The sequence below is a fragment of the Photobacterium jeanii genome, from assembly GCF_001650345.1.
In the GTDB taxonomy this organism is placed as follows: domain Bacteria; phylum Pseudomonadota; class Gammaproteobacteria; order Enterobacterales; family Vibrionaceae; genus Photobacterium; species Photobacterium jeanii.
Genome location: NZ_LVHF01000012.1, coordinates 46,739 through 59,941, shown reverse-complemented (window position 1 = coordinate 59,941; position 13,203 = coordinate 46,739). Strand labels below are relative to the sequence as shown.

The following is a 13,203-nucleotide window of genomic DNA, read 5'->3' as shown; positions in this document are numbered from 1 at the left end:
TTCAAAAGAGTCAGCTTTCGCTGGCTCTTTTTTTATCGCTTGATGCCCCTTTTCTATCACAGAGCCTTCCGCTAACCGAAGCACCTATAGAGACAAAACTAACTGTCAATTAGCTCATTAGCGTCACTGAGCGCTCATCGGTTAAACAAAAAATAAAGATGGGTACCTAATTCGTGATCTATTGACAAATAAAGCCCCAAGGCACTTTATCGCTTTCATCCATAAGTCCATAATTCACATTTATAACTCAAACGAAAACCATAACACCAACAACGTATTAGTGTTTTTTTATAGCTATCCATTACAACATCAAGAATAAGAATCTATATGCAATTTAAAAAGTCGATTGGCCTTATCGCTTCGCTTTGCTTGCTCACAGCTTGTGGCGGCGAATCAAACTCCTCTCCCACTCCCCCTAAAATTCCGGTCACGCCTTCAAAACCGGTTGCACCAAATAGTGAGATCCCTCCTGTTGAACAGCTTCGCTCAATCACCATTACTAAGAGCTCAATTACATTAGGATGGCAAGATAAGCACCAAGCCGAGCGCTACTTCATTTATCGTGACGGCAAACAAGTTGCCGAAGTTGAAAAAGGCTTTTTTGCCTACTCGGATAACAACCTGACACCGAATCAAAGTTACCGCTACGATGTTGTCAGTGTCAGCAAAGAAGGAAAAACGGCTCTCGCACGCACAATCACACTCACGACACTTGCAAACGATGCGCCCGTTATCAAAGCTCTCACTGCACCTGTGATCTTGATGAGCCAAGCTAGCACTGGCACGCTAGTCGCAAAGATCACCGCAACTGATGCCAATAATGACCCAATCAGTTACCGCCTATCTCCTACCGAAGCAAATGACTTTTTGCGTATATCAGAGCAAGGCGAAATCACCACAACCGACAAGGTTGCCTCGCTTGCAGGTAAAGTGCTTGATGTAAAAATCGAAGCAAGTGATAGCTTTAGCCTTGCAACAACAGAGCTAAAAATCGGCTTTGCTGATGAACAAAACAAAGGTGTACTACGCGAAGTTTATACTGGCGATAACATGACAGGAAAAGTTGCAGCACTAAAAACGCACCCAAGCTTTCCTCATGCACCGAGCTCTGTTACTACCGAAACCAGTTTTTCATCACCTCGCAATACTGGTAACTGGTACGGGCAACGCATGACAGCCTATATCGTTCCTCCTGTTACGGGTGAATATACTTTCTGGATTGCATCTGATGACGATGCTGAGTTATGGCTCAGCGATTCCACCAGCGAAGATCAGCTCAACAAAATTGCTTATGTTCCAAGCTATACCGGAATTGGACAGTGGGATAAATCACCACACCAAAAATCGAAAACCATTGAGTTAGAAGCCGGCAAAGCGTATTTGCTTCGCGCCATCATGGCTGAAGGTAGTGGTGCCGATTTTGTCGACGTTGCCTGGCAGCGCCCAAATAGTGCGCGTGAAATCATTGGCAATACTTATCTGATTTATCCTGCCGATGTCAGCGCTCCATCGCCAGTTAATGCCTTCAATTGGTTAAAGAAAACCGAAAACAGTGTCTTACTAGAGTGGCAAGCAGCGACCGATAACCAAGGCGTTGATCACTACGCCATTTACAACCACGGGCAGTTTCTGCAAAACACAAAGACATTATCTGCCGAGCTAACCCAGTTACAAAGTGACACTCAGTATAACTTTACTGTTAAAGCCGTTGATAAAGCAGGTAATATCTCCGCCAGTAGCCAAACTGGGATCATCGTTATTGATGACATTATTGCCCCATCACAGCCATCACAACTAACACTAAAAAATAGTGACCACCAAAGTATCTCAGTAGATTGGCAAGCATCGAACGACGAAAAACAAACCCAAGTGCTCTACAAGGTTTACCTTAATGATAAGCAGGTTGGGCAAACCTATAATACTCACTACACCTTTGAGCAATTAACACCGAATACGGATTATAAAGTCCAACTACAAGCGTTCGATATTTCAGGCAATAGTAGTGCACTTTCATCTGCCTTAAATGTAAAAACCACAGCGCTTATTGCAGGTACCCCAGCCTTCGAGCATAACCATTATACCTTTGCTGCAGCGAGTAACAGCGCAGTAGGCAGCCAACTGGGATTAATTACCTTTCAGGCAACAAACCCAACTCAGCTTCGTATTATTGACGGTGATCCGCAAGGCTACTTCGCAATCAACAACCAAGGCCAAATAACACTCGCTAAAGCATTACCAACAAATACTTCGCTTCAATTCCCACTCACAGTGCAAATCAGCGATCAACAAACAGGCGGTAAGCTCTTTAGCCAAACTAAAGTACAAATCCTTTCTGTTGCACCGGTTCAACTGACACAACAAGGGGTACTACAGCAGGTTTGGACTGGCATTTCAGGTAATGCCATTGCAGACATCAATACTCTCGCCCCTATTGCTTCGCAAACGGTACTGCAAAACTTCAAATCACCTGCAGACATGGGGAGTAGTTACGGTCAGCGTGTCTCCGGGTATTTACGTGTACCAGAGACAGGAAAATATCGTTTTTGGATCGCTTCAGATGACGCGAGTGAGCTACGCATTAGCCCAGACAGTAGCGCTGATAAAGCCAAACCTATCGCCCGCATTAATGGCTACACCTCGATAGATAATTGGTACGATGGTTCGCAAATCGTTCGTGAAATTGAGCTAACTAAAGGACAGTTTTACTACATTGAAGCCTTACACAAAGAAGGCGGTGGTGGCGACCACTTGTCTGTCGCATGGCAAGGGCCAACAATCAGTAAGCAGCTACTTACAGGCAAATACCTCACTCCAGCTAGCAGCTTGATCCCTGCCACAGCACAAATTGAAAGTGGCTATCAAACTGGATTAAGTACGCAAGGTAACCAAATCACGCTCGACTTCGTGCTTGAGCAAAGTGCCGTTGACGGTGAAGTTTGGGTCTACTACGGTGAGATGGATGCTGGTGCAAACGAAAACGGCTGGCAATATAGGATCAAATTAAGCGATCTCAAAGCAGGTAAGAACAGCGTGCTACTAGATCGTATTCGAGCTGGTCAGCAATATTATATTCGCATTGAAACCCGTGGTTTGGCTGGTAGCAGCTGGACAGCAGCACCACTCGTTGTCGACACCGTGGTTATCGATTCGAGTAAAACTGCAGGCGAAGCCCTACCAATGCGCTTATCGCTAAAAGTGGTTAACAAAGACCAAGATTTTAATATTGAGTTAGAAAAGCACTCTGTCCGTTCGCCAAACTACCAACTATTGACCTTCGACGATCGTCGCGATCAGCAATTCATGCCTGTAACACCAATGCCTGAAGTGCGGACTTACCGTGGCATCGTTGAAAACGATTCAAGCCTAACTGCCACTGCGGTAGTGGATGCTGCAGGTAAGCTCTACCTCTCCGTCTGGGGAGGTGATCGCCTACGCTGGACAAAAAACATCAACATTAAGGATCGTATTAATCCCCAAGCGCTTGGCAACAGCGAAATCAATAACAACGAAATTATCATTGATTTTACGACACCCACCGTAACAAAAAATCGCTTGTACCTACCGCAGCCTGGCGTGGATTTTCATAATAACCTTGGCCGAATTAGCTTTACCCACAACAACTCCCAATTTGTCGCACGAGCGGGTAGCAACATAATCAATGCCGTCGCACAAATGGAAGGTCATATTAATGAACTGGACTACACTTGGGCGCAAAAAACAGGACTGCGCTGGGATATAGGCCGAGCATTAATTGAAGTACATGGCGAATCAAATAATGCGGTTGATAAACGCCCTCACGCTCGCGATGACGCTAACTTCTCGATTGAGTTCCAAGACTCACGCAATGGAGGCTACTGCTGGGGTGGTGGCGACTGGGTCGGCTGTATTGCTAACTTCCGTATGAATTGGGGCTTTACCCATGAAATTGGTCATAACTTTGGTCTTGGGCATGGTGAGCAAACCGATAATAATGAGCAAATCCAAACGCCTTCAACCCACATGGGCAATATGCAGGCATGGAAAACAACTCAACGCTTACAAGCCAATACCAAGTTCAAACCGACACAGGCATTACAAAACCCAATGCTACCCGCTACATTCAAAGACTATATTACGGTCTACAAGAATGAATCTGGCACCATCAACCCGTTGGCAAATGATTATGATGCCAATGGTGACGCGTTACAGATCTTGAGCTTTGACAGCACTACCGCCAAAGGGGGGACGGTTACCCGCCACAATAATACGCTTAGTTATGTGCCGCCGCGTGATTTTACTGGCGTGGACCAATTTACCTACACAGCAACCGATGGCAAATTGCAGACCACAGGGCCAGTACAAATCCAAGTGCTTGATGCTAGCATCGCAACCGACTGGGATATGGAGACAGTTGACGTAAACACCATCAAAGATAGCACCCAAAACCAGTTTGATTTAACCGCACCAGATCTTAATAAGCTAACGGGAAAAACCATCAATACAGCTCTTGTCGCGGATAACAATAATGGGGTGGCGATGAGTGTTCCACTTATTGCTTCAACTAAGATGGAAAACGATGCGCTAGGGCATAAATTACTGCCCCATTACTTAGATCCGGGGCATAAGAGTTTTACCGCTTCCATGTGGTTCAAAATGAGCAAAACCAGCGAGTCCAAATTGCTCATGGGGAAATCATCATCTGGACCAAATAATATGCAGTATGGAGGCTGGGAAGTCCGCTCTACCGATAACGGAATAGAAATAGAAGTAAGGTTCCGCGACCGTTTGATGAAAAACAATAAGCTAATGATTAGCCAAACGGCCACTGTTGATGATGAACAATGGCACCATGTGGCTATCATTATCGACAAAGAAAACAATAAGTTGCAAGGTTATCTTGACGGCAACTTGTTTGAAGGTGATTTACCGCAGAGTAGCGAACCTATTATGGCGGCAATGAACAGCTCCGGTTATGGCGGTGGTTCGCCATTTAAGGTTGGTGGGCATACATCCGTTGCCTGTGCCAAAGATCAAACTGAAAACTGCCCTATCACCTCAGGGATGGCTTTCGACAAAGTTAAGGTCTACCACAAAGCATTAACGCAGCAAGAAATCATAACACTGTTTAATGATCAGTAAACGCAACGCATCTAACTGAGTAAAAGGCGCTGTAAATTTCAGCGCCTTCCTTTAATCCATCAGCTTAATCACCCTCCCCCTGAAGCTAAGCCACATACTCACTTCAAGGCTCAATGCGAATTAAGACTTACCTTCTCTCAAGTATCCAGCAAAGACATTTATACAGCAGAACCAAATCAGATTAGGGGGAGAGAAAAATAAAATCCACCAATAAACTTTCAACAAATGACAGAGCAGCATAAAAGTGTTAAATAGTATCTGCGGTCAGAAAATATCGCCTTTAATCCCTATTTGATAAAATAAAATGCCAATAAGTGCATATGAATAGTGATTACACTAAAGGGCTCGCCGCAGCAAACACACAGCTGGATACAACCAAATGAAATTAATATTAAAACTAATTGCCGGTATTGTTGCCGGTATCTTGCTTGGATTTTTCGCCCCAGATGGAATCATTCGCGTACTGCTCACCATTAAATTGCTAGGCGGTCAGTTGATCGGGTTCACCATCCCACTGATCATCTTGTTTTACATCACCAGTGGTATCGCAAGTTTACCTAAGAATTCAGGTAACTTGCTGGGTAAAACTGTTGCCCTATCCTACGGCTCAACGGTTATTGCAGGTAGCCTTGCATTTATCGTTGCTAGCGCCTTTATTGCTGGTATCCCAAGCCCTGATACAACAACGGCTGAGGCGGGTGCTAAGTTAACTAGCTACATTAGCTTAGAAATTCCACCAATGTTCGGTGTAATGACAGCGCTAGCAACGGCTTTTCTTTTCGGTTTAGGCATTAGTGTCACCAACAGCACTCGTTTAAAAGAGATTGCTGATGATGGCCGTAGCATTATCGACTTACTACTATCGAAAGTGATTATTCCTATGCTGCCGTTCTACATTTCGGGCATCTTTGCTGAAATGGCAGCCGAAGGCACGGTATTCACCACCCTAAAAACATTTGGTGTTGTGCTAGCGCTTGCCGTGTTCATGCACTGGGTATGGATCACCATTCAGTACACAGTAACTGGATTGGCTATGGGTCAATCACCATTTAAGCTAATCAAAAGCATGCTTCCTGCTTACTTTACAGCTGTAGGTACGATGTCGTCTGCTGCAACGATCCCTGTGACCTTACGCCAGACGAAAAGCAACGGTGTAGATGAATCAATCGCTAACTTTACTATCCCACTTTGTGCGACGATTCACCTATCAGGCTCAACTATTACTCTAGTGACCTGTTCAACAGCAGTAATGGCACTTAGCCAACACATCGCGCTGCCTTCGCTACTAGAGATGTTACCTTTCATCATGATGCTAGGTATTACTATGATTGCGGCACCGGGTGCACCGGGTGGCGGTGTCATGGCAGCTCTTGGCTTAATGGCGTCAATGCTTGGCTTTGGTGAAGCAGAACTTGCCTTAATGATCGCGCTTTACATGGCACAAGACAGCTTTGGTACGGCATGTAATATCACAGGCGACGGTGCTATTTCGCTATGGGTGAATAAGTTCGCTCAGAAAAAGCAGCCAGAAACGACTTCGCAAGTAGCTGAATCCTAATTACTGCCAGACAGTAATCATTCCAAGTAACTATCAATCAAGCCGCTGATAATCAGCGGCTTTTTATTACTTATTCTGAAGGATAAAAATAATTAACAGATAAGATAAGCAAAATGAAATTAATGCTTATAAAGCAGAATGATGCAAAGCTAACTCTAAGCTAGAAGTAACAAAAGACCGAAAAGCAATACAACAACACATGTATTCTCTAGCCGTTGTAATTGTTTTGAATCAAATAGCGATAATTCATCGTTATAACAAAACGCTTTATCGATGTCGGCAAATAATGATAGATGCTCACTTCTCTTCATCTACCTTCTCCGATATAAAATTTAGAATTAAGATAGCGCGCTCACTAAGAGAAAGACTCTCTGTAAGCACGCTTATTGATGACACAGTTAACCAAACAGGACTTCTTGCAAACCAGCACCATAGGCTTGGTCTGCTTTTGCTGCATTAGCAATATGACGCTCTTTAATAAAATCGGGCACACCAGTCATTGCCCGTGCGGTGTTTTCAAAGAGAGCTTGTTGTTGCTCTGCAGACATTAAACGGAACAAAGCCCTCACTTGGCTGTAGTAATCATCATCATCTTCGCGGAAGTCATAATGACCAGCAGCACCTTCTAACTCAAGCATTGGCTCTTCTGCTTCAAGCTGTTCAGCCCACTCACCAAATGAGTTTGGTTCATAACCAATGGTGCCACCGTGATTACCATCAACACGACCAAGGCCATCACGATGAGATGAATGTACAGGACAACGTGGAGCATTCACTGGAATTTGGTGATGGTTTACACCAAGACGATATCGTTGCGCATCAGCATACGCAAATAGGCGACCTTGCAGCATTTTATCAGGAGAAAAACTGATACCCGGTACCACTGCGGCTGGATTAAACGCCACTTGCTCCACATCCGCAAAGAAGTTGTCAGGGTTGCGATTCAGCTCCATCACACCCACTTCAATTAATGGATAATCCGCTTTTGGCCACACTTTCGTTAAGTCAAACGGGTTAAACGTCGAGGCCTTGGCTTGTTCTTCCGTCATAACTTGAATAGACATAACCCATTTAGGAAAATTGCCCTCTTTAATCGCTTCAAACAAATCTCGTTGATTACTTTCGGTGTCGCGACTAACTACTTCAGCCGCTTCACTATCTGTTAGATTTTTAATACCTTGCTGCGATTCAAAATGAAATTTCACCCAAACTCGCTCATTATCAGCATTGATCATGCTAAAAGTATGGCTACCATAACCATGCATATGACGATAAGAAGCAGGTATACCGCGATCACTCATTACAATAGTTACTTGGTGTAGCGCTTCAGGTAATAGAGTCCAAAAATCCCAGTTACTGGTTGGATTATGCATGTTAGTTTGTGGATCGCGTTTTACTACGCGATTCAAATCAGGAAACTTCAACGGGTCACGAAGGAAAAATACGGGAGTATTGTTACCCACTAAATCCCAGTTGCCTTCCTCTGTATAAAATTTTAGAGCAAAACCACGGATATCTCGTACAGCATCAGGCGCACCACGTTCACCGGCAACGCTGGTAAAGCGCGCAAACATCTCGGTCTCTTTACCTACCTCCGAAAATATTTTCGCTCGTGTGTACTGAGTAATATCATTGGTTACAGTAAACTTTCCAAATGCCCCCGAACCTTTCGCATGCATACGACGCTCAGGGATAACTTCGCGATTGAAGTGAGCTAATTTTTCTTGATACCAAACATCTTGAAGTAGCATTGGACCACGTGGGCCAGCTGTCATTGAATTATTATTGTGAGCAACGGGGCAACCCGCAGCTGTCGTTAATTTTTTCATCATTGCCGTTCCTTTTCATTAATTCTTTTTATAAACAAGCCACGCCTCACCAAGTATAACTTGATGAGTTTTCTGCACTTTACTTTATTTATTATTTCTACGGTAAATTGATAACCCCACACCAGTAGTAAATAACTTTAATTAATAAAATCACTTAACCAACCTGAGATTATTCAATTTATCACTCTTATCATTTTCGTTTTTATAATTTAGATATCACATCAGCGCTATATTGCCTGTGTGCAACCTAGATCACCAACGTCGCATTATATTGAACGAGAGGTAGAGCAAAAGATGAAATATCATCACCTCTACGTTAGCCAACACAATCATTATAATAAAAAGACAATTACTGATAATTAAGAAATAGCTAAAATCATCATTCAGGAAAACCGAACAATAAATAAGAGTAATCACTTAACGATTAAAAATAATTAATGTCTTTAAGAAACCTTTTTGTGTCTATAAAAGAATCAGGCAAAAGCAATATTTAGCATGCGTGAATATACTGCTGCAGTTAAAAACTCACGAGCTTATTGAGAAATCGACAATTGAATGGAAAAAGCATACAAAAAAGCCTCGTCATTGCTGACGAGGCTTCGTTGTAGTGGCGGAGCGGACGGGACTCGAACCCGCGACCCCCGGCGTGACAGGCCGGTATTCTAACCAACTGAACTACCGCTCCAATTCTTTGCGAAACACGGTTTTTAACCCTATTTCTAGAATGTGGCGGAGAGATAGGGATTTGAACCCTAGATACGCTACAAACGTATGCCGGTTTTCAAGACCGGTGCTTTCAACCACTCAGCCATCTCTCCGTAAGTGCGGCGAATATTATAGGGTTCGGGTAAACCTGTAAAGTACTAATTTTAATAAAAAACACCAACCACACAGAATCCAACCAAACCGCTGTCAGTTTCAGCAATAATGCTGCTTTTCATCATAATTTTCGCTTTATGCACTAGCCTTCTCCCGCGCTGACACTTAATTCAACTCTGTTTTTAAGTCCATATATCAACTTTTTGTCACCATCAAAAAAACAAAAATGTGACGAAATACGCATTGGATGTTAGACGAAACGACATCTGTTTCTATACTTAGTTTTGTTAACAGTATGTTTAAACTAAATAAAACCAAGTGGTGATATTGGCTCACCGCATTGTGAGTTTCTTGTGATTACTCACACTCTCTACAAAGGAAGGTACTAATGGCTACTAAGTTTTCCGTTGTATTTGCAGCAATCGCTACCTCAACCGCGCTGTTTTCAGCGAATGCTGCGGCTGATGGCACACTCGAAAAAGTCATGAAACAAGGCTATGTCCAGTGTGGTGTTAGTGCTGGTCTACCCGGCTTTTCTAACCCTAACTCTAAAGGCGAATGGGAAGGTATCGACGTCGAGTTTTGTCAAGCCGTTGCTGCGGCAACTGTTGGCGACAAAACCAAAGTTAAATACATTCCACTAACAGCTAAAGAACGCTTCACCGCGCTTCAATCGGGTGAAATCGATGTTCTTTCGCGCAACACAACTTGGACCCTTCACCGTGATACTGCACTTGGTCTCAACTTCGCTGGCGTAAACTATTACGACGGGCAAGGTTTCATGGTGAAAAAAGAACTTGGCGTATCCAGTGCTAAAGAGCTCGATGGTGCAGCAATTTGTGTTCAATCAGGCACAACAACTGAGCTAAACCTTGCTGACTACTTCCGCGTTAATGGCATGAAGTACAACCCTGTCGTATTTGATACAGCACCGCAAACCTCGGCAGGTTTTGACTCTGGTCGTTGTGACGTACTCACCACCGACCAATCGGGTTTGTATGCCCTTCGCTTGAACCTAAAAGATCCAAGTTCAGCGGTAGTATTGCCAGAAGTTATCTCGAAAGAGCCATTAGGGCCTGTTGTTCGTCAAGGTGACGACCAGTGGTTCAACATTGTGAAATGGACACTCAACACCATGATCAATGCTGAAGAGTTTGGCGTAACTTCAGCCAACGTAGACGAAATGAAAAAATCGAAAGATCCAAATATTCGTCGCTTGATCGGCTTAGATGGGCCAAAAGGCAAAGGCTTAGGCCTTAAAGACGACTGGGGCTACCAGGTGATCAAGCAGGTCGGTAACTATGGTGAAAGTTTTGAGCGCACCATAGGTGAAAGTTCACCGCTTGAGATCAAACGTGGTCTTAACGCGCTTTGGACTAACGGCGGCATCCTATACGCTCCACCGATTCGTTAATTTCAACTCTACACCAAGGGCGGCATTGCGAAATGCAGCCCTTGCTCAAAGCCACTGCCACTTCACACCTAATAATCACTTAAACCGGCAGATCGGTAACTCGGTATAACTCCACAGGGACTGAGGTTGTTGTATGGCTCCTAAATCAGAAGCGTCTAACGCGCCACCAGCATCAGGGGACAGCCCCCCTACCAATGCAAAAAAACAGAACCTACTCTATAACCCCACATTCCGCGCTATTGTGTTTCAAACCTTAGCGGTTATTGGATTATTTTTCTTTCTCTACACCATTATTAACAACGCCTTAGCAAACCTTGAAGCGCGTGGTATAGCAACTGGTTTTGATTTTCTGGATCAAGAAGCTGGTTTTGGTATCGGACTCACCTTAATTGAATACGATGAAACTTTTAGCTACGGGCGCACCTTTGTCGTTGGTTTGCTCAACACCGCGTTAGTGTCAGTGCTCGGCATTATCTTTGCGACCATTTTCGGTTTTATTATTGGTATTGCACGCCTATCATCAAACTGGATTGTCAGCCGCCTTGCTGCCGTTTACATCGAAACCTTCCGAAATATCCCGCTACTGCTACAAATTTTCTTTTGGTATTTTGCCGTGCTTCAAGTATTGCCATCACCTCGACAAAGTTTAAGTTTTGGTGAAGGTATTTTCTTAAATGTACGCGGATTGTATCTCGCAAGGCCAGTGTTTGAACAAGGATCTATTTGGATGCTGATCGCACTGACCGTTGGTGTCGCCATCAGTATTTTCTACGCTATTTTTGCTCATCGAAAACAACGGCTAACAGGTGAACAGTCACCCATATTACGTACCACCAGTCTGTTAGTGATTGGGTTACCGCTACTCGCATATTTTGTCACAGGGATGCCCGTATCGCTTGAATACCCTGAACTTAAGGGCTTTAACTTCCGTGGTGGTATTAGTATTTTGCCTGAGCTCGCTGCACTGCTATTAGCATTGAGCATCTATACTGCATCTTTCATCGCCGAAATTGTGCGTTCAGGGATAAATGCTGTTAGTCATGGACAAACCGAAGCAGCATTAGCACTAGGGCTACCGCAAGGAAAGACGTTACGTTTAGTGGTGATCCCGCAAGCCCTTCGGATCATCATTCCGCCACTAACCAGCCAATATTTGAACCTGACCAAAAACTCATCGCTCGCAATGGCTATCGGCTACCCTGACCTTGTCTCAGTATTTGCAGGCACCACCCTTAACCAAACAGGACAAGCCATTGAAATCATCGCCATGACAATGGGCGTATACCTCACGTTAAGCTTGGTGACGTCTTATCTGATGAACATCTACAACAGCAAAGTGGCTTTGGTGGAGCGTTAATATGAATAAACATCAATTTCTACCTGACATGCCACCACCCGCCAATACCATAGGTATGGTTGGCTGGGCACGAAAACACCTGTTCTCATCGCCTATCAACACCCTACTGACCTTTGTACTTGGCTATATCGCCTTATCCAGCATATGGTCAATTGTGGACTGGGCTTTCTTAACCGCAGACTGGACAGGCACAACCCGTAACGACTGCACCAGCGAAGGGGCTTGCTGGGTATTTATTAAAGTTCGATTTGAACAGTTCATGTTTGGCTTCTACCCCGCTGATGAGCTGTGGCGACCGCAGCTATTCTATTTCACCCTTGCGATATTTATTACGCTGCTTGCGATTGAATCGACACCAGGACGGAAATGGATCTGGCTGTTCTTCGTCAACATCTACCCATTCTTTGCCGCATTTTTGCTTTATGGCGGTGTATTTGGTTTAGAAGTCGTGGAAACACACCTATGGGGCGGATTATTGGTCACCCTGATTATTGCCATTGTCGGCATTGTAGTCTCACTGCCTATTGGCGTGGTATTGGCGTTAGGCCGACGCTCAGATATGCCCATCATTCGTAGTATATGTACGGTTTACATTGAGATTTGGCGAGGGGTACCGCTGATTACCGTCCTCTTCATGGCATCTGTCATGCTGCCGTTATTCCTAACCAGTGAAATGGAACTTAATAAGCTTATTCGCGCCTTGATCGGGGTAGTCATGTTCAGTGCCGCGTATATGGCTGAAGTCGTCCGTGGTGGCCTGCAAGCAATCCCCAAAGGACAATACGAAGCCGCTGATGCACTTGGCCTAACCTATTGGCGAAAAATGTATCTAATTGTGTTACCGCAAGCGCTCAAAATTACCATCCCTTCAATTGTGAATACCTTTATTGGCTTATTCAAAGATACGAGTTTGGTGCTCATTATTGGGATGTTCGACGTATTGGGGATCGGGCAAGCCGCCAACACCGACCCTAATTGGTTGGGCTTTGCTACTGAAAGCTATGTATTTGTCGGGCTCGTTTTCTGGGTTTTCTGTTTCAGTATGTCGCGCTACAGCATCTATTTAGAAAACAAACTCCACACAGGCCATAAAAGATAAGCAAGGACA

Annotated in this window: 6 protein-coding genes and 2 tRNA genes; 5 read left to right on the top strand and 3 right to left on the bottom strand. The window is 44.3% G+C overall.

Going from position 1 to position 13,203, the window contains the following annotated elements:
• Positions 1 to 327: 327 nt before the first annotated feature.
• Positions 328 to 5,118, top strand: coding sequence for a PA14 domain-containing protein (locus A3K86_RS01730; RefSeq protein ID WP_068326761.1), 4,791 nt, complete (start codon positions 328 to 330; stop codon positions 5,116 to 5,118).
• Positions 5,119 to 5,497: 379 nt separating this feature from the next.
• On the top strand, positions 5,498 to 6,676 hold the full coding sequence (locus tag A3K86_RS01725; RefSeq protein ID WP_068326758.1) for a dicarboxylate/amino acid:cation symporter: 1,179 nt from the start codon (positions 5,498 to 5,500) through the stop codon (positions 6,674 to 6,676).
• A 398-nt stretch (positions 6,677 to 7,074) separates the two neighbouring features.
• On the opposite strand, the gene A3K86_RS01720 is transcribed toward A3K86_RS01725, so the two are convergent.
• From A3K86_RS01720 to A3K86_RS01710, 3 genes are all read right to left on the bottom strand, one after another.
• Positions 7,075 to 8,508 (bottom strand): catalase, encoded by a 1,434-nt coding sequence (locus A3K86_RS01720; RefSeq protein ID WP_068326755.1) that lies wholly within the window; start codon positions 8,506 to 8,508, stop codon positions 7,075 to 7,077.
• A gap of 605 nt (positions 8,509 to 9,113) precedes the next feature.
• Positions 9,114 to 9,190, bottom strand: a tRNA-Asp gene (locus A3K86_RS01715).
• A 42-nt stretch (positions 9,191 to 9,232) separates the two neighbouring features.
• Positions 9,233 to 9,323: transfer RNA gene (locus A3K86_RS01710), tRNA-Ser, on the bottom strand.
• 389 nt (positions 9,324 to 9,712) lie between these two features.
• On the opposite strand from A3K86_RS01710, the gene A3K86_RS01705 reads away from it, so the two are divergent.
• The 3 genes from A3K86_RS01705 (at position 9,713) to A3K86_RS01695 (ending at position 13,194) form a co-directional block, all read left to right on the top strand.
• Entirely contained in the window at positions 9,713 to 10,738 is a 1,026-nt protein-coding gene (locus A3K86_RS01705) for an amino acid ABC transporter substrate-binding protein (protein WP_068326751.1), read from the top strand.
• 133 nt (positions 10,739 to 10,871) lie between these two features.
• On the top strand, positions 10,872 to 12,095 hold the full coding sequence (locus A3K86_RS01700; RefSeq protein ID WP_068326748.1) for an amino acid ABC transporter permease: 1,224 nt from the start codon (positions 10,872 to 10,874) through the stop codon (positions 12,093 to 12,095).
• A 1-nt stretch (position 12,096) separates the two neighbouring features.
• Positions 12,097 to 13,194, top strand: coding sequence for an amino acid ABC transporter permease (locus A3K86_RS01695; RefSeq protein WP_068326745.1), 1,098 nt, complete (start codon positions 12,097 to 12,099; stop codon positions 13,192 to 13,194).
• The last annotated feature ends 9 nt before the right edge of the window (positions 13,195 to 13,203 follow it).